General features: G+C 63.0%; 14 protein-coding genes. 7 read left to right on the plus strand and 7 right to left on the minus strand.

Annotated elements, in window-relative coordinates; translation table 11 throughout:
* Positions 1–118: 118 nt before the first annotated feature.
* A complete protein-coding gene (gene aceE / locus APH25_RS22475; protein WP_060483449.1) occupies positions 119–2788 on the plus strand; it encodes a pyruvate dehydrogenase (acetyl-transferring), homodimeric type in 2670 nt (889 codons plus the stop codon).
* A 22-nt stretch (positions 2789–2810) separates the two neighbouring features.
* Here the strand turns inward: aceE and APH25_RS22480 are convergent, their stop codons facing one another.
* A complete protein-coding gene (locus APH25_RS22480; protein WP_060483450.1) occupies positions 2811–3758 on the minus strand; it encodes an AraC family transcriptional regulator in 948 nt (315 codons plus the stop codon).
* 174 nt (positions 3759–3932) lie between these two features.
* Between APH25_RS22480 and APH25_RS22485 the strand changes: the two genes are divergently transcribed.
* Positions 3933–4367 carry a hypothetical protein gene (locus APH25_RS22485; protein WP_060483451.1) on the plus strand — a complete coding sequence of 145 codons (435 nt, stop codon included), beginning with the start codon at positions 3933–3935 and terminating at the stop codon, positions 4365–4367.
* Between the two features lie 79 nt (positions 4368–4446).
* On the opposite strand, the gene APH25_RS22490 is transcribed toward APH25_RS22485, so the two are convergent.
* Both APH25_RS22490 and APH25_RS22495 read right to left on the minus strand, forming a co-directional pair.
* Entirely contained in the window at positions 4447–5025 is a 579-nt protein-coding gene (locus tag APH25_RS22490; protein WP_060483452.1) for a cytochrome b, read from the minus strand.
* 24 nt (positions 5026–5049) lie between these two features.
* Positions 5050–5649, minus strand: a complete 600-nt coding sequence (locus tag APH25_RS22495) for a TetR/AcrR family transcriptional regulator (RefSeq protein ID WP_060483453.1) — start codon at positions 5647–5649, stop codon at positions 5050–5052.
* A 110-nt stretch (positions 5650–5759) separates the two neighbouring features.
* Here APH25_RS22495 and APH25_RS22500 point away from each other — a divergent pair, with 110 nt between their 5' ends.
* Entirely contained in the window at positions 5760–6302 is a 543-nt protein-coding gene (locus tag APH25_RS22500) for a GNAT family N-acetyltransferase (protein WP_060483454.1), read from the plus strand.
* 38 nt (positions 6303–6340) lie between these two features.
* Here the strand turns inward: APH25_RS22500 and APH25_RS22505 are convergent, their stop codons facing one another.
* The 3 genes from APH25_RS22505 to APH25_RS22515 form a co-directional block, all read right to left on the minus strand.
* Positions 6341–8788 carry a TonB-dependent receptor gene (locus APH25_RS22505; protein ID WP_060483455.1) on the minus strand — a complete coding sequence of 816 codons (2448 nt, stop codon included), beginning with the start codon at positions 8786–8788 and terminating at the stop codon, positions 6341–6343.
* Between the two features lie 90 nt (positions 8789–8878).
* Positions 8879–9832, minus strand: coding sequence for a FecR domain-containing protein (locus tag APH25_RS22510; protein WP_256217608.1), 954 nt, complete (start codon positions 9830–9832; stop codon positions 8879–8881).
* Positions 9829–10359: a sigma-70 family RNA polymerase sigma factor gene (locus tag APH25_RS22515; protein WP_060483456.1), complete on the minus strand. Its 531-nt coding sequence runs from the start codon at positions 10357–10359 to the stop codon at positions 9829–9831. Before APH25_RS22515 ends, APH25_RS22510 begins: the two co-directional genes overlap by 4 nt.
* 201 nt (positions 10360–10560) lie before the next feature.
* Here APH25_RS22515 and APH25_RS22520 point away from each other — a divergent pair, with 201 nt between their 5' ends.
* Positions 10561–11943 (plus strand): multicopper oxidase family protein, encoded by a 1383-nt coding sequence (locus tag APH25_RS22520; RefSeq protein ID WP_060483457.1) that lies wholly within the window; start codon positions 10561–10563, stop codon positions 11941–11943.
* Positions 11943–12422, plus strand: a complete 480-nt coding sequence (tadA, locus tag APH25_RS22525) for a tRNA adenosine(34) deaminase TadA (protein WP_060483458.1) — start codon at positions 11943–11945, stop codon at positions 12420–12422. The genes APH25_RS22520 and tadA overlap by 1 nt, the downstream gene beginning before the upstream one ends.
* Positions 12423–12669: 247 nt before the next feature.
* On the opposite strand, the gene mltF is transcribed toward tadA, so the two are convergent.
* The gene (gene mltF, locus APH25_RS22530) at positions 12670–14127 is read right to left on the minus strand and encodes a membrane-bound lytic murein transglycosylase MltF (RefSeq protein WP_028634829.1); all 1458 of its coding nucleotides are present in this window, start codon (positions 14125–14127) and stop codon (positions 12670–12672) included.
* 281 nt (positions 14128–14408) lie between these two features.
* Between mltF and purL the strand changes: the two genes are divergently transcribed.
* Positions 14409–18308: a phosphoribosylformylglycinamidine synthase gene (gene purL / locus APH25_RS22535; RefSeq protein ID WP_060483459.1), complete on the plus strand. Its 3900-nt coding sequence runs from the start codon at positions 14409–14411 to the stop codon at positions 18306–18308.
* Between the two features lie 3 nt (positions 18309–18311).
* On the plus strand, positions 18312–18623 hold the full coding sequence (locus APH25_RS22540) for an NGG1p interacting factor 3 protein, NIF3 (RefSeq protein WP_028634831.1): 312 nt from the start codon (positions 18312–18314) through the stop codon (positions 18621–18623).
* Positions 18624–18763 lie beyond the last annotated feature (140 nt).

An 18763-nucleotide genomic window follows, 5' to 3' on the forward strand; every position in this document is an offset into this window, starting at 1 on the left:
AGGAGAGCTGTTCATTGCAGTTGCAATCATACAGACATTGACGATAGATTTAATTGCAAGTGCAACTAAGTGTTGGTTGAACAACGACCAGCTGATGCCACATCAAGGAGAGTGACCAATGGCGCAGGGCTATCCGCTTCGCGATGAAGACCCTCAAGAAACCCGCGAATGGATCGATTCGATTGCATCGGTCGTCGAGGTCGAGGGGCGCCCACGCGCGCACTTCCTGATCGACCAGCTGCTCGACTTCGACGTTTCCGTGCACGGCGACTTCCACGGGCGGGTGACCACCCCGTATGTCAACAGCATCCCCCCCGAGCGTGAGCTGCCTTACCCGGGTGACCTGGATGTCGAGAAACGCCTGAACGCCTACATCCGCTGGAACGCGCTAACCATGGTGCTGCGCGCCGGCAAGCATTCCGGCGTTGGTGGCCATATCGCCACCTATGCCTCGGCGGCGGTGCTGTATGACGTGGGGTTCGATCACTTCTTCCGTGGCCGCAGCGACACCTTTGCGGGCGATATGGTCTACATACAGGGCCACTCGGCACCCGGCATCTATGGCCGCGCCTATACCGAAGGGCGTCTGACCGAGGAGCAACTGGATAACTTCCGCCGCGAAACCGACCGTGATGGTGTGTCTTCCTATCCGCACCCGCGCCTGATGCCGGACTTCTGGCAGTTCCCGACGGTATCCATGGGCCTGGGCCCGATCACTGCGGCGTACCAGGCGCGCTTCATGCGCTACCTCGAAAGCCGTGGGCTGAAGGAGCATCAGGGCCGCAAGGTCTGGGCGTTTCTCGGCGATGGCGAGATGGACCAGCCCGAGTCGCTGGCCGCCATCTCGCTGGCCGGCCGCGAGAAGCTCGATAACATCATCTTCGTGGTCAACTGCAACCTGCAACGCCTGGATGGCCCGGTGCGCGGCAACGGCAAAGTGATCCAGGAGTTCGAGAGCCTGTACCGCGCCGCTGGCTGGAACGTTATCAAGGTGATCTGGGGCAGTGGCTGGGACGCACTGCTGGCCAAGGACAAAACCGGCTTGCTGCGCCAGCGCATGATGGAATGCGTGGATGGCGAGTACCAGACCTACAAGTCGCAGAACGGCGCCTACGTGCGTGAGCACTTCTTTGGCAAGTACCCTGAGCTGCTGGAGCTGGTCAGCGACCTGAGCGATGAGCAGATCTGGAAGCTGTCGCGCGGCGGCCACGACCCGGTCAAGGTCTACAACGCCTATGCCTCGGCCACCCGTCATAAAGGCAGGCCCACGGTGATCCTGGCCAAAACGGTCAAAGGGTTCGGTATGGGGGAGGCGGGTGAAGGGCAGAACATCAACCACCAGCTGAAGAAGATGGGCGCCGATGCGGTGAAGGCATTCAGCCACCGCTTTGGCCTGGAACTGACTGACGACCAACTGGGTGAGCTGCCTTACCTGCGCCCAGCGGATGACAGCGTAGAGGCCCGCTACCTCAAAGGCCGCCGCGACAGCCTGGGTGGCCAGGTGCCGGCGCGTCACGCTCAGGTGGAGCCGCTGCTAATCCCGCCGTTGTCCACGCTCGACGCTCAGCTCAAGGGCACGGGCGAGCGCTCCATTTCCACCACCATGGCCTTTGTGCGCATCCTCAGCACCTTGTTGAAGGACCCGAACATCGGCAAGCTTGTGGTGCCCATCGTGCCGGACGAGTCACGTACCTTCGGCATGGAAAACCTGTTCCGCCAGATCGGCATCCACTCCCATGTGGGCCAGCTCTACACCCCACAGGACGCCGGTACGCTGTCGTACTACAAAGAGAGCGTAGACGGCCAGATCATGCAGGAGGGCCTTAACGAGTCGGGTGCCACGTCCTCGTGGATTGCCGCCAGTACCTCGTATGCCAACCACGGCGTCATGACGCTGCCGTTCTACATTTTCTACTCGATGTTCGGCTTCCAGCGTGTTGGCGACCTGCTGTGGGCCGCAGGTGATGCGCGCGCCCGTGGTTTCCTGCTGGGCGCTACGTCGGGGCGCACCACGCTGATGGGCGAAGGCTTGCAGCACGACGACGGCCACAGCCATGTGATGTCGGCTACCGTGCCTTGCTGCGTGTCGTACGACCCCACCTACGCCTATGAGCTGGCAGTGATCGTGCACGACGGCATGCGCCGCATGTACGTCGAGCAGGAAGACATCTACTACTACATCACCGTGCTCAACGAGAACTACCCGCACCCCGACCTGCCGCAGGGTAGCGAGGCGGGCATTCTCAAGGGCCTGTACCGGTTGCCCATCGAGCACGTCAGCAACGAAAAGCGCCATGTCCAGCTGATGGGCAGCGGCTCGATTCTGCCCGAGGTCATCGCGGCGGCCGATATCCTGGCACGTGATTACGGGGTCAGCAGCGAGATCTGGAGCGCGACCAGCCTCACCGAGGTGCGGCGCGATGCCCAGCAGGCCGAGCGCTGGAACCTGTTGCACCCGCTGGATGAGCCCAAAGTGCCTTACCTGACCCAAGTGCTTGAAGGCCACCCTGGCCCGGTGGTGGTGGCTACGGATTACATGAAGATCCATGCCGATCAAATCCGGCCGTGGGTGGGCAACCGTCGCTTCGTGGCGCTGGGTACCGACGGCTTCGGTCAGTCCGACACCCGCGAGGCGCTACGTCGGCATTTTGAGGTGGACCGGCAATTTGTGGTGCTGGCAGCGCTGAAGGCCTTGGCGGACGACGGCGTGCTTGGCCGCGATGTGGTAGCCAAGGCGCTGGCGGACATGGAAATCGACGTGGATAAGGTCGACCCCGTTACCGTGTGAGGCTGTCGCGGCGAGCAAGGCCTTATTCGGAGCCCGGGGTGTGCCCGAAATAGGCCTTGTACGCATGGCAGAAATTGGCCGGGTTGGCATAGCCGACATGGTAGGCAATCTGCGAGATCTGCCACTTGCGCTCCAGCACGAGCAGCCGCGCGAGCTCCAGGCGCTGCCGCCGTACGTGCTGCAGGATGGAATACCCGAACTGCTGGTTGAACGTACGGCGCAGGGTGGTTTCGCTCACGTTCAACTGGCGGGCAAGCTGGGCGACGGTTGGCGGGGCAGTAGGGCTGCTGTCGAGCAAACGGCGTGTTTCCAGTGCAAGGTCACTGCGGCTGCGGTCTTCGTGCAGCGTGGGTTTTGGGATCAGGCCAGACAGATGGCTGGCCAATTCCACAACGATCCCCAGGCTGAGGCTTTCATAGTGCAAGCGCCTCAAGCTGCCGTGGTAGGGCGAGCGGTAGAGTTGCTGGAACAGACGGCTCAATGAGGGGCTTTGGGGCAGTTGGTTGAACTGCATGCCGTTGCCCATCAGCGCCAGCAGCGGCTTGAACTGCTCATCGTCCTGGGCCAGCTCGCGCAGCGCATCGCCGGCAATACGCACACCCGCCATGCGCGCATGGCTGTGGGCCGGCAACTGGTCTTGAGCTTCCAGGCTTTCGCTCAAGCCCAGCACATGCAAACGGCCGGCATCGTACTGGTTCAGCGTGCCATCTACCTTGTGCTGCCATACCCCGTCGAACACCTGCACGATGCACAGGCTTTCGGGTAGCACCTTGTCGATGCGCAGCGGTTCTGCAAAATGCAGATGGCAATCGAAGTACTGCAAACCCTCCCGCACCGTCTGCGCCCGATAATGCCCTGTGGCGCTGCCCATTACCTGCGCTGCACGCGTATCCAGCACGCCAGCCTGGGCCAGCGAGCCGGGGCTGTCGAAACTGAAGGTGGTGTCCAGGTAAGGTGTCAGCGATTGCATGGCGGCAGTGGTTCTCGTTAGGGTTGCGTAGGGCAGAAATGGGACCGCGCGCCCATTTTCGGTAATGGCCGTTGTGATCAGCCGGCTGATTGTTGTGAGGGTCGGGCAGGTGACTTGGCAGCGTGCATATTGAGGCTTTCAATACGCGTTTGTTGCAGATCAGGAAACAAAATCATGACCGGTTATCTTAAATGGCCAGCTTTGCTGGCTGCTTGCTTCAGCTTTTGGTTCAGCCAGGCTCAGGCCGAGGAGCGCCCTGAAGTGGCAAAGCATGTTGTCGCTTACCTGGGCACTGAAGGTGCCAAGGTCTGGACGCTGCGTATTGGCGACCGCACCGCCAACGAGGCGTTGGTGCAGGTAGAAGGCATCGACCACGACTGGGATATGCGCATTCAGAAAATGCACGTTGAAAAGACCAGCAAGGACACGCGCTACTGGACCACCGTTGACGGCAAGAAATTCGTCGCGCTGATCGTGCAGGGCACATGGGGCGGCGAGCTGTACCTGCCCGGCGAAGCGCAGCCGCGCCCGGTGGGCTATTCGGAAGGCCTGTCACAGCAGGGTAATGCCGAAGCCTTCCTCACCGATTACCTGGCTGCCAAGAAATAAGTAATCTTTGCAGGGGTAATGCCTGCTTCGAAAGCCTGCATCCTGCTCGCGAAGAGGCCACCCCTGTACGCCCTGTGGCTCAGTGACCCGGTAGCATACGCACCAGTACATCGTCACGCCGTACCCGATGGTGGAACACCGCCGCCACTACGTGCAGCCCGACCACCCCCCACGCCACCCATTTGCCGATGAAATGGTGAATATCGTCGATGGGGACTTCGAACGCTTCATAGCTCACCCCATACGTGGCACTGATCCACGCAAACGCGGCTGTCTCGTTGAAGCCTGTCACGCTGAACACGCCGTAGTCCGTAGGCGCCCCTGTGCCCAGGTAGCCGGTCAGCGGCATGACGATCAGCAACCCGTAGAGCCCCCAATGGGCTACCTGCGCCAGCCGGTGCTCGAGCTTCGAGCCAGGCGGGCTGTGTGGCTGTACCTGCAGCAGGCGCCACAGCAGCCGCGGCAGCACCAGGAAGCCCACCAGCAAACCCAGCGCCCAATGCACGTTCAGCACGGGCCAGGACTCTGGCGAGGTGTCGTCCATGAACCAGATGACGTAATAGACCACGATGTAGGCGGCGATGAACGCGGCGGCGGTGGTCCAGTGGAAGAACTTGGCGAGGGCGCCAAAACGGGTGGCGGTGTTGCGCCATTGCATTGTGTTTCTCCTGGCAGGGTGGCGTCAGCGGGTAAGCAGGTTGCCCAACAGGCGATCCAGGCTGTCGAGGGCCTCGCCCAGGCGTGTTTCGATTTCGGCGTCCGGCTCGGCGATCCAGAATGACGCTTCGGTGACCGCGCCATAGATCATCCGCGCAGTCACCCCGGTGTGCAGGGGCGCCACGCTGCCCTCGGCGACCAACCCGTCCAGCGCCTGCTGCAAAGCGGCAACGCCGACCGAGCGCGCAGCGGGGGGCACATCGCCAAACACCGCGCGTGCATCTTGCAGAATGATCCGGCGTATTTCCGGCTCCAGCGCCAGCTCCAGGTACGTGCGGCAGCGGCGGCGGAAACCCTCCCAGGGCGTAGGGGCCGCGTCGGAGACAGCTTGCAGGCGTTCGCCCACTTCCGCTTCGATTTGCTCGATGACCGCGATCAGCAGCCCCTCTTTGCTGCCGAAATGGTGGTACAGCGCCCCACGGGTCAGGCACACCTGCGCCGTGAAGTCGTCCATTGAGGTATTGGCGAAACCTTGGCTGGCAAACACCTGCCGCGCGATCGCCACCAGCTTGGCACGGGTTTCCTCGATCATGCTGGAGCGGGTGCGCCGTTGTGGCTGGGTCATGGGCTTTCCTGAATAAATCGCATACGCCGCGTACGTTAATTTGCATACGCGGCGCATGTCAATATAATCGTCAGCTCACCCAGTGCGCCGTTGAGCGCCAGGAGACGCAGATGGAAGTCATTGCAACCGAGCGGCTGATCTTGAGGCCATTCGCCAAGGAAGATGCGGCTGATCTTTTCGAGTATCTGCATCAACCCGTCTCCAGCTGCTTCCTGTCGCTCGCCCTCGCGAACCTGCAGGCGGCCGAGTGCGAAGCGCAGGACCGGGCATCCGGCAGCAAGTACCTGGCGGTCTGCTTGCGTACCTCCGGCAAGCTGATTGGCGATCTGTTCGCTGAAGCGGAGGACGATACGTTCTCGGTGGGCTGGAACTTCAACCCAGCCTTCGGCGGCCAAGGCTATGCCTATGAGGCCGCTGCCCGGTTGTTCGCCCACCTGTTCGAGCAGCGCGCGGCGCGCCGGCTGTACGCCTATGTGGAAGACACCAACAGGTCATCCGAGCGTCTGTGCGAGAAGCTCGGCATGCGCCGCGAAGGCATCTTCAAAGAGTTCGTGACGTTCATGAACGACCAGAACGGGCTGCCGATCTACGAAAACACCCAGCAGTACGCCTTGCTGCGCCACGAATGGGCAGCGGCGCGCACAGGGCTTTAAGGGCCTGTAGCGCGCTTTGCATGGGCGCGCTGCAACCGTTAGAAGCGCCCGCTGAGCGTCACCATGTAACGTCGGGGTTCGCCGTAGAAGTTGGCGTAATCCGAGTAGCCCACCGTGGAGTAGTAGCGTTTGTCGAACAGGTTCTCCACGTTGACAGCGACATCCCAGTGCTTGTCGATTTTATAGTTGGCGAACGCGTTCCACAGCGTGTAACCGGCCTGGCTGAAACTGTAGTCTTGGCCTTGGCTCAGGTTGCCGTCGCTGCCGCGCACCAATGCAGTGCCCTCGACGTAAGTCGCGCTCTGGGTGGTTACGCCACCGCCCAGCTTGAGCGCCGACCACTGCCCGGGTAGCTGGTAGGTAGCAAACAGCTTGGCCAGGTGCCTGGGCGTCAGCGAGGTGTAGCTCAGCGCGCTGCTGCTTTTTTCCAGGTGGTTGTAGGTGTAGCCGAACGTCGCTTGCAGGCGCTCCAGCACCTGGCCACTGATTTCGAAATCAATGCCTTTGCTGGTGACCTCGCCTTCACGCACATAGCAGCAACTGGCCCCGGTATTGGGGTCGCTGGCTGCGCCGCTGTTCGGGTCGCGTACCGCTTCGCCTTCGCGCTTGATGGCGTACAGCGCCACGTAGGTGTTGACCTGGCCGTCCCACAGGGCGCCTTTGAGGCCCAGTTCGTGGCTGCGACCGGTGATCGGGTCCAGCGCTCCGCTGCCTGGCAATGGGCCGGCCAGGCGATCGGCCTGGGACTTGTAGATTTCACTGATGCTGCCATAGGCGGTCCACTCGGGCGTGAGCGCATAGGTGAGGCCGGTGTAGGGCACCAGCACATTGCGGTCTTCGTAGCGGGTGGGGATGAATTCGTCCGATTCCCGGGTGGTGTACGCGTAGGTATCAAGGTAGTGGGTGAGGCTGGCGCCGATGAATACGTGCAGTGGTTCAGCCAGTTGCACGCGAAGGTTGGTATAGAAGCCGTCACTGCGCCGGTGCAGTTTGTTGCTGCCGTCATAGAACCCCTGGCCCTTGAGGCTTGGATAATCGTGCGGGTTGAAGCTGAAGATGTTGTCAACACTGACAGGGTCAGACGACCACAATGGCGTACGGCTTTCGTAGTCATGCCACATCCAGCCAGCGACCAGGCTGTGCTCCAGGCCCAATGCGCTGAACGTGCCGCGCAGGGACACGTCCACCGACCGTTCATGCGCCTTGGCGTTCTGGCCGCCCCAGGTGGCCGCACTGCCCGACCCGGTGGACGGCTCTATGGCGCCGTTGAAGTTGTAGTAGTCCCGCAGCGAGCGGGTACGGCTGTAGAGCGTATCCAGGTTCAGGCTCCAGTCTTCGCCCAGTTGCTGCTTCAGGTTGGCGAAGTAGGTGTCGTTGCGTTGCAGCAGGTAATCGTGGGCGCCTGCCAGGAACGTGCTGCGTGGCAGTTTCAGGTCGGCGCCGGTGCTGTAGCGGGGCAGGCCATAGGCCTGGTCGCTGTCGCGATAACGGCTGTGGGTCAGGCCCAGCAGCAGGTTGGTGCTGTCGGTCAGGTCTGCCTCCAGCACGCCGTAGAACAGGTCGTGGTTGGCGCCGGCATCGTCCATGAACGACTGCTTGTTCTGGCTGACGACCACGGCCCGACCCCGCAGTTTGCCGTCAAAAGCCAAAGGGCCGCCGGCATCCAGTTCACTGCGGTAGTCATCCCAACGGCCAGCCGAAGTGGTGAAGTTGACCTGGGGGGTGAAGGTAGGGCGTTTGCGCACGAAGTTGACGGTGCCGCCCGGCTCGCCGGCACCTGCGAACAGGCCGTCTGCCCCGCGCAGCACTTCGAGGTGGTCAAAGATGGCGGTGTCGGCATTCTTCCACACGCCATCGACCATGGAGGCGCCGCCATCAATGCGGAAGTTGGTCACCTCGAAACCTCGTGACAGGTAGCGCGTGGAGGTCAGGCTGCCCTCATAGAGGCTGATGCCCGTGGTCTGCGCCATTGCCTGGGTCACGGTGGTGAGCTTCTGGTCCTCCAGACGCTGGTGGCTGATCACGCTGACGGTTTGCGGGGTGTCCTTGATCGCCTGGGGCGCTTTGCCCACCGAAACCGAGCCGGTGGTATACGAGCCGGAGCCTTCGGTAACGTCCCCCAGGCCGTCGGCGTTGACGGTGCTGGGCGCCAGTTCCAGGGCGTCGCCCTGTTGGGCGCTGACCAGGCTGTAGCGGCCGTCACGCTCGCGGATAGCTTGCAGGCCGGTGCCACGCAGCAGCTGCGCCAGGGCCTGGTCCACCGAGTACTGCCCGCTGAGGCCTGGGGTGCGCTTGCCGGCGGCAAGGCGCGTGTCGAACGACAGCACTACGCCGGCCTGGGCGGCAAGCTGCGTCAGCGCTGCATCCAGTTCACCCTGTGCTACCTGGTACTGCTGCAGCGGCGCAGCCAATGTGCTGGCAGGGCCGGCGAGCAACAGAGCAAGCAGCAGGTGAGTGCGCGAACGGGGCAGAGGCTTGGGCGTCATGGTGTTCTCTCAAGGGATCCGGGCCAGCCCGTGCTGGCATCACCTGTAAGTCGAACGAGCCAAGGCAATGTGTTCAGGTAACGGGGCAATTCAGGCGCGGAGCACCGTCACCCAGTAGCGCGTGCGCGCTTGCACACGTACGGGCAGGGCGCTGGTGATGGCGCGCACGGCCTGCTCGGTGTCGTCCAGCCTGAAAGTGCCGCTCACGCGCAGGCCGGCCACGTCCGGCCCACAGTGCAGCCAGCCCGGGCGATAGCGGGAAAGCTCGGCCAACAGCTGGTCCAGCCGTAGCCCGTTGGCAATGATCAGGCCCTGATCCCAGGCATCGCTGCCGGCCGGCAGGGCGAGCAGCGGGCTGAAGCGCTCACGGTCGAATTCGCAGCGCTGCTGCTGGCTGGCAAGCAATGACTGGCCGCTGGGCAGGGTGACCCGTGCCTGCTGCTGATGCACGTCCAGGCGGGTGCTGGTCTCCAGCACCCGCAGCGAGAAGCGGCAGGCCTGGGTGTCTACGCGCCCGTGGGTGGTTTGCGCCTGGCACTGCTGGCCGAGGGGCACTTGCACCATGATCTCCCCCTGGCGCAGCTTCAGGCGGGTGCCCGTTGGCGTGTCGCTCACATCCAACGCGGTGTCTGTGTTCAGGCGCACGGTGGTGCCGTTGCCAAGGTTCAGCTTGAGTTGCTCGCCCACTCCGCTGCGGTAGTCGGCCAGCCAAGGCAGGGTCGTGCGTTGCTGATAGCCGCCCAGGCCCAGCGCAGTACCACCCAGCAGCACCATGCCTGCCTTGATCACCCGCCGCCTGCTGGCACGTCGATGCTCGGCACTGACGTCCAGCACGCGGCGGGCCACGGGGAGGGCCTGCCCGGTCATGCGGCCCTGCAGGCGCTCAGCCTGCTGCCAGGCCCAGGCGTTGTCCGAGCTTGCATCGTGCCACTGCTGCCAGGCGTGGTGATCGCTTTGTCGGGCGTCGCCGCTGTTGAGCTGGCACAGCCATTCGGCAGCCTGGCGCAACGCGGCCAACTGCCCGGGGCCCAGCGCAGGGTTCACAGCCCGTGGCTCAGGCTGTAGAGCATGCAGTGTTCAGCGGCCTTGGTGATGTAGCGCCGTACGCTCATCTCCGAGATGCCCAGTGTCGTCGCAATATGCTTGTAGGGCATGCCCTCCACCTGGGACAGCAGAAATGCCTGACGCACCGGTTCTCCCAGGGCGGCGAGCATGGCATCCAGTTCATACAGCGTTTCCAGCAACGCCAAGTGCTGTTCGGGGGGCATTTGCAACGCTTCGGGCTGTTCGGCCATCACCTGGAGCCAGGCTTTTTCCAGGTGGGCGCGGCGCAGCCGATCAATCATCAGCCGCCGGGCAATGGTAGCCAGGTAACCTTTGGGCTCGCGCACGGCACTCAACTTGGCTGCAGCATCTGCTGCCGTGAGCACCCGGATGAACACGTCCTGGACCAGGTCGGCGGCCAGGTGACGGCAGTTCACACGCGGGCGTAGCCAGCCGTGCAACCATTGGCTCTGGGCCTGGTAAAGGTGGGAAACCTGGGTGTTGAGGGAGGCGTCCTGCATGCTCATGGCGTCGGGTTGTCGAGTGAGGTGTAAATGGGAATTGTTCGTATATTAAGCGCGGCATTTTCCGTATTGCAACCCGCGGGACGCGGTGGGCGCTGCGGCAACACTTCACTTAATCTTTCGCAAATGCAGGTGTATCGTATTCGCCCTTGATCGTCAGCCATGCTGGCAGCTTGATAGCGCCTAACACGAGGTTCCCGCTGCATGTCCTTCACCCGTCGACAAATGCTCAAAGGCCTGACCGGCCTGGTTGTGGTTGGCCTGGGCGCCGGTGGCGCTGCACGGTACTGGCTGGGCAAGGTCGAGGACGATAACGCGGGCCACGACTACGAGCTGATTGCGGCGCCGCTGGAGGTAGAGCTGGTGGCCGGGTACAAGACCGAGGCCTGGGCCTTTGGCCCCAGCGCCCCGGGTACCGAATTGCGGGTGCGTCAGGGCACCTGGCTGCGGGTACGCTTCATCAATCACCTGCCGATCGAAACCACCATCCACTGGCATGGCATCCGCCTGCCGCTGGAAATGGACGGCGTGCCCTACGTATCGCAATTACCGGTCAAACCGGGGGAGTATTTCGACTACAAGTTCCGCGTGCCAGACGCCGGCAGCTATTGGTACCACCCTCACGTCAGCAGCTCCGAAGAGCTTGGCCGTGGCCTGGTTGGGCCGCTGATTGTCGAGGAGCGCGAGCCCACGGGCTTCCAACACGAGCGCACCCTCAGCCTGAAAACCTGGCATGTGGACGAGCAGGGCGCCTGGATGCCCTTCAGCGTCCCGCGCGAAGCTGCGCGCAACGGCACCGCCGGGCGGCTGATCACCATCAATGGCCAGGCCGATGCCGTCACCGAGTTGCCGGCCGGGCAAGTGGTGCGGGTGCGGCTGCTGAACCTGGACAACACCTGGACCTACCGGCTCAACCTCAAGGGCAACTGCGAGGCACGGGTATATGCGCTGGATGGCAACCCTATTACGCCGCGGCCGCTGGAGGATGAGTACTGGCTTGGCCCTGGCATGCGCATCTGCCTGGCCATTCGCATTCCCCAGGCGGGTGAAGAGATCTCGCTGCGCGACGGTTTTGTACGTTTGGGTACCCTGCGTTCGGTGGCCAGCAACGACACCCCCGATGACTGGCCGGCGGCATTGCCCGCCAACCCGATCGCCGAGCCGGACCTGGAGAATGCCGAAAAGCTGAACTTCAATTTCGAATGGGCGGGCAAGGTGTCGGTAGGCACCGACCAGGGCAAGCCCCCCAGCCTTTGGCAGATCAACGGCCAGGCCTGGGATATCACCGACAAGACCTGCGCCGACCGCCCGATCGCTACGCTCAAACAGGGCAAGAGCTACATCTTCGAGCTGAAGAACATGACCCAGTACCAGCACCCCATTCACCTGCATGGCATGAGCTTCAAGGTGATCGGGTCGAATCGTCACGACATCAAGGAGCCCTGGTTTACCGACACCTACCTGCTGGGCCGCAACGAGCGTGCTCAGGTGGCGCTGGTGGCCGATAACCCTGGCACCTGGATGTTCCACTGCCATGTCATCGACCACATGGAAACCGGCCTGATGGCCGCGATCGCGGTGGTTTGATGCGCCCGCTGATCATCGACCGCAGCCGTGACCAGGACTTCATGCGCATGGCCCTGGCCCTGGCCGCCGAGGGTGCGCAACTGGGTGAGGTGCCGGTGGGGGCGGTGCTGGTGCAACATGGCCAGGTGATTGGCCAAGGCTTCAACCGGCCGATCACCGACAGCGACCCCAGCGCGCACGCCGAAATGGTGGCCATCCGTGCGGCCGCGCACGCGGTCAGCAATTACCGTCTGCCGGGCAGCACGCTTTACGTGACGCTTGAGCCCTGCAGCATGTGTGCGGGGCTGATTGTGCATTCGCGGGTGGCGCGGGTGGTATACGGGGCGTTGGAGCCAAAGGCGGGTATCGTGCAAAGCCAGGGCCAGTTCTTCAACCAAGGCTTTCTCAACCATCGCGTGATGTTCGAGGGCGGGGTACTGGCCGAGGAATGCGGGCAGATCTTGAGCGAGTTCTTCAAGGCTCGCCGCGCCAAGGGCTGAGCGGCTCTGGCCCTGATCTCGGCAAGCCACCGATCTCTCAAGCACACCACGACACCTGTGGGAGCGGGTTTACCCGCGAAGCAGACACCGCGGTGTATGGCACCGGCTTCGCCGGTGTTCGCGGGTAAACCCGCTCCCACAGTGATTGCGCTAACTTTGAGATTATTGTGGAACACAGTTGCTCCACAGGGCCCTGCTAAATCCATGAGCCTTGTGCGGTGGCTTGCAGGCGACAGGGCCCGCGAGCTTACATCGGCGGAGCCTGCTCCGCAGGCTTGTCCTTGTTCACCCCGGGGACATGCAGGTTGCCCTCGGCCACCTGGCCTTCCAGCTGGGGCTGGGTCACCCAGGTCAGGATGTCGTAGTACCGCCGAATGTTGGCGACGAAGTGCACCGGCTCGCCGCCGCGGGCGTACCCGTATTTGGTCTGGCGATACCACTGCTTCTGCGCGAGCCGTGGCAGCATCTTCTTCACATCCAGCCATTTGTTGGGGTTGAGCTTTTCACGCTTGGCCAGGGTGCGTGCATCTTCAAGGTGCCCGGTGCCCACGTTGTAGGCTGCCAGCGCGAACCAGGTGCGGTCCGGTTCCTGAATGCTGTCGTCCAGCTCGGCCTTGATCTTCATGAAGTACTTGGCGCCGCCCTGGATGCTTTGCCTGGGGTCCAGTCGGTTGGACACGCCCATGGCCTGGGCCGTGCGCTGGGTCAGCATCATCAGGCCGCGCACGCCGGTCTTGGAGGTGACTTCCGGCTGCCACATGGATTCCTGGTAGCCAATGGCTGCCAGCAGGCGCCAGTCCACCTGCTCGACCTTGGCGTAGCTTTTGAAGTGCTTTTCATATTTGGGCAGGCGCTGCTGCAGGTGCTGGGCGAAGGTGTAGGCGCCCACATAGCCCAGCACGTCGACGTGCCCGTAGTAGCGGTCTTTCAGGCGCTGCAGGGTGCCGTTTTTCTGCGCTTTGTCGAGGAATGCATTCACCTCGTTGAGCAGGCTGTTGTCTTCGCCAGGTGCCACGGCCCAACGCTGGTCGCGGGTGTCGCCCAGGTCGAAGGCCACGCGCACGTTGGGGAAGTACACCTGGTTCATGGCCAGTTCGTTGGAGTCCACCAGGGTCAGGTCGATCTGGCCTTCGTCCACCATGCGCAGCAGGTCGACCACCTCGACGGCATCGGATTCCTCGTATTGCAGGCCGGGGTACTGCTTTTTCAATTCGGCCAGCTGGTCGGCGTGGCTACTGCCCTTGAGCACGAGGATCTTCTTGCCCACCAGGCCCTGGGCATCGGTAGGGCGTGGGCGGCCGTTGCGGTAGATGACCTGGGGGGTCACCTCGAGGTAGGGGTGGGAGAACCGGGCCTGGGCCTTGCGCCGCTCGCTGGTGACCAGCCCCGCCGCCGCCAGGACTGGCCCGGACGGTTTGCCCAGGTCGTCGAACAGTTCGTCGAGGTTGTCTGCGGTTTCGATTTCCAGCTTCACGCCCAGATCGTCGGCGAAATGCTTGACCAGCTCGTACTCGAAGCCGGTTTCGCCGTTGCGATCCTGGAAGTAGGTGGCCGGGCTATTGCGGGTGACCACGCGCAGCACGCCGTCCTCCTTCACGCGCTCGAGGGTGCTGGGTTTTTCAACGCAGGCACCGAGCAGCAGAAAGAGACCGGTTGCGAAAAGCCATTTGGCGCAACGCTGGCGCAAAGCAGTGTGGGCGAACATAGGTTGCAGTATACGCAAAGGACTGGCTGCGCCATATCTCGACAACTACCAGGGAGTCTGATAGCGGCTTTTGAGCGGCAAGCGGCAAGTGGCAAGAAAAAGCGGATGTGGCACGGTTCGCTCTTTCTTGCCGCTTGACGCTTGCAGCTTGCCGCTGCTTTTCTGACCCGAAAGTCCGGTTCGGCCGCTTGGCAGGCGTGGCGCAGAGCGGGTGCCGAAGCCATCGAATTAGGCTAGAATGCACGGCCTCCAAGTACACCCCTTCTGAGGCTGTCCCGACGATGTTGATCCTGCGCGGCGCTCCTGCCCTTTCTGCCTTTCGCCACGGTAAATTACTCGAGCAACTGAGCCAGAAAGTCCCCGCTGTTACTGGTTTGTATGCCGAATTCGCCCACTTCGCCGATGTCGACGGCGAGCTGACCGCCGACCAGCAGCAGGTGCTGGGCCGTCTGCTCAAGTACGGCCCCAGCGTACCGGTACAGGAACCCACCGGTCGTCTGTTCCTGGTCGTGCCGCGCCTGGGCACCATCTCGCCCTGGGCGAGCAAGGCCAGCGACATTGCCCATAACTGCGGCCTGCAGTCGATCCAGCGCCTGGAGCGCGGCATCGCCTATTACGTTGCTGGCAACCTCAGCGAGGCCGACGCCGGCCGCGTCGCTGCCGAGTTGCACGATCGCATGACCCAGCGCGTGCTCGGCCAGCTGGAGCAGGCCGCCGACATGTTCAGCCATGCCCAGCCCAAGCCGATGACCTCGGTAGACATCCTGGCCGGTGGCCGTGATGCGCTGGCCAAGGCCAACATCGACCTGGGCCTGGCCTTGGCCGAGGACGAGATCGACTACCTGGTCAATGCGTTCCAGGGCCTCAAGCGCAACCCGAACGACATCGAACTGATGATGTTCGCCCAGGCCAACTCCGAGCACTGCCGCCACAAGATCTTCAACGCCAGTTGGGACATCGACGGCCAGGCCCAGGAAAAAAGCCTGTTCGGCATGATCAAGAATACCTACCAGATGCACAGCGAAGGCGTGCTGTCGGCCTACAAGGACAACGCCTCGGTCATCGTCGGTAACGTCGCCGGGCGTTTCTTCCCCAACCCTGAAACCCGCCAGTACGGTGCGGTGCAGGAGCCGGTGCACATCCTGATGAAGGTGGAAACCCACAACCACCCGACCGCCATCGCTCCGTTCTCGGGTGCCTCGACAGGTTCCGGCGGTGAAATCCGCGATGAAGGTGCCACCGGCCGTGGTGCCAAGCCCAAGGCTGGCCTCACCGGCTTCACCGTGTCCAACCTGCGCATCCCCGGCTTCGAGCAGCCATGGGAGCAGGCCTATGGCAAACCCGAGCGCATCGTCGACGCCCTCGACATCATGATCGAAGGCCCGCTGGGCGGCGCTGCGTTCAACAACGAATTCGGCCGCCCGGCCCTGACCGGTTACTTCCGCACCTTCGAGCAAGCCATCAACACCCCCCACGGTGAAGAAGTGCGCGGCTACCACAAGCCGATCATGCTCGCAGGCGGCATGGGCAACATCCGTGAAGACCATGTGCAGAAGGGCGAAATCACCGTTGGTGCCAAGCTGATCGTGCTCGGCGGCCCAGCCATGCTCATCGGCCTGGGCGGCGGGGCTGCTTCGTCCGTGGCTACCGGTGCCAGCTCGGCTGACCTGGACTTCGCCTCGGTACAGCGCGAAAACCCGGAAATGGAGCGCCGCTGCCAGGAGGTCATCGACCGCTGCTGGCAGCTGGGCGACAGCAACCCCATCGCCTTCATTCACGACGTGGGCGCGGGTGGCATCTCCAACGCCTTCCCCGAGCTGGTCAACGACGGTGGCCGCGGTGGCCGCTTCGAACTGCGCAACGTGCCTAACGACGAGCCGGGCATGGCCCCGCACGAAATCTGGAGCAACGAATCGCAGGAGCGTTACGTGCTTGCCGTCAGCGCTGGCGACTTCGAGCGGTTCCAGGCCATTTGCGAGCGCGAGCGTTGCCCGTTCGCGGTGGTCGGTGAAGCGACTGAAGAACCACACCTGACCGTAAGCGACAGCCACTTCGGCAATACCCCGGTGGACATGCCGCTGGACGTATTGCTGGGCAAGCCGCCGCGTATGCACCGCTCGGTCACCCGCGAAGCCGAGCTGGGGGATGACTTCGACCCTAGCGAGCTGGACCTGGACAGCGCCGTTCAGCGCGTGCTCAACCACCCGGCCGTGGCCAGCAAGAGCTTCCTGATCACCATCGGTGACCGCACCATCACCGGTCTGGTCGCCCGCGACCAGATGGTCGGCCCCTGGCAGGTGCCGGTGGCTGACTGCGCAGTGACCGCCACCAGCTTCGACGTCTACACCGGTGAGGCCATGGCCATGGGCGAGCGCACCCCGCTGGCCCTGCTGGATGCCCCGGCGTCCGGTCGCATGGCCATTGGCGAGACCCTGACCAACCTGGCCGCCTCGCGCATCGACAAGCTGTCCGACATCAAGCTGTCGGCCAACTGGATGTCCGCTGCGGGCCACCCGGGTGAAGATGCCCGCCTGTACGACACCGTCAAGGCCGTCGGCATGGAGCTGTGCCCGGAACTGGGCATCACCATCCCGGTCGGTAAAGACTCGATGTCGATGAAGACCAAGTGGAGCGAAGAGGGCGTCGAGAAAAGCGTTACCTCGCCGCTGTCGCTGATCATCACCGGCTTCGCGCCGGTCACCGACATCCGCAAGACCCTCACCCCGCAACTGCGTATGGACAAGGGTGAGACCGACCTGATTCTGGTCGACCTTGGCCGTGGCAAGAACCGCATGGGCGCCTCGATCCTGGCCCAGACCTACGGCAAGATCGCAGCCCAGGCACCCGACGTCGACGACGCCGAAGACCTCAAGGCGTTCTTCGCGGTGATCCAGGGCCTGAACGAAGACGGCCACCTGCTGGCCTACCACGACCGCTCCGACGGCGGCCTGATGACCACCGTGCTGGAAATGGCCTTTGCCGGCCACTGTGGCCTGGACTTGCAGCTCGATCCGCTGACCGACAGCAAGGCCGATGTGGCCGCCATCCTCTTCAACGAAGAGCTGGGTGCGGTGATCCAGGTTCGCCAGGATGCCACCCCGGACGTTCTGGCCCAGTTCAGCGCCGCCGGCCTGGGCGAGCAGTGCGTGGCCGTGATCGGCAAGCCGGTCAACAACGCCGAGGTGTCCATCAGCCTGAACGGCGAAGTGCTGTTCGACGACGACCGCCGCATGCTGCAGCGTCAGTGGGCCGAAACCAGCTACCAGGTGCAGCGCCTGCGCGACAACGCCGATTGCGCCGACCAGGAATTCGACCTGCTGCTGGAAGAAGACAACCCTGGCCTGTCGGTGAAGCTGGGCTTCGACGTCAACGATGACGTGGCTGCCCCCTACATCAAGAAAGGCATTCGCCCACAGGTGGCCATCCTGCGTGAGCAGGGCGTCAACGGCCAGGTCGAGATGGCGGCCGCCTTCGACCGCGCAGGTTTCGCCGCCATCGACGTGCACATGAGCGATATCCTGGCTGGCCGTGTCGACTTCGAAGCCTTCAAGGGCCTGGTCGCCTGCGGTGGTTTCTCCTACGGTGACGTGCTGGGTGCCGGTGAGGGCTGGGCCAAGTCGGCGCTGTTCAACAGCCGCGCCCGCGATGCGTTCCAGGCCTTCTTCGAGCGCAGCGACAGCTTCGCCCTGGGCGTGTGCAACGGTTGCCAGATGATGTCCAACCTGCACGAGCTGATCCCGGGCACCGAGTACTGGCCGCACTTCGTGCGCAACCGGTCCGAGCAGTTCGAGGCGCGGGTGGCCATGGTCGAGGTGCAGAAGTCCAACTCGATCTTCTTGCAGGGCATGGCCGGTTCGCGCATGCCAATTGCCATCGCCCACGGTGAAGGCCATGCCGAGTTCGCCAGCGAAGAGGCATTGGTGGAAGCGGATGTTTCCGGTTGCGTGGCAATGCGCTACGTCGACAACCATGGCAAGGTCACCGAAGCCTACCCGGCTAATCCGAACGGCTCGCCGCGCGGTATCACTGGCCTTACCAGCCGCGATGGCCGTGTGACCATCATGATGCCGCACCCGGAGCGTATGTTCCGTGCCGTGCAGAACTCCTGGCGCCCGGATGAGTGGCAGGAAGACGCGGCACTGATGCGCATGTTCCGCAATGCTCGGTTGTGGGTGAACTAAGGCGTGTACAAGCTCGCCTTCTTTGTCCCTGCCAGCCATGTGGAGGTGGTCAAGGCTGCTGTGTTCGCCGCTGGTGGCGGGCGTATCGGTGGTTATGACCACTGCGCTTGGCAGGCCTTGGGCCAGGGGCAGTTTCGCCCGTTGGACGGCAGCCAGCCGTATCTTGGGCAGGCTGGCCAGGTCGAGGTGGTGGAGGAGTGGAAGGTCGAGCTTGTGGTTGCTGACGGCCTGATTGCTCAGGTCGTCGCTGCGCTCAAGGGGAGCCATCCTTATGAGACGCCGGCTTATGAGGTATGGCGACTTGCCGAATTCTAGTGTTCGAATTGGAAGTTTGTTTATCTATTGAGAGTGTTTGCTCGGTATATGAGCACATTCTGGATAGGTTTGAAGCTTGAAGCTTGAAGCTTGAAGCTCGAAGCTTTGCGTGGGTATTGAGAATGGGCTTAGTCCATTTA

Source organism: Pseudomonas sp. NBRC 111119, assembly GCF_001320125.1.
GTDB lineage: Bacteria > Pseudomonadota > Gammaproteobacteria > Pseudomonadales > Pseudomonadaceae > Aquipseudomonas > Aquipseudomonas parafulva.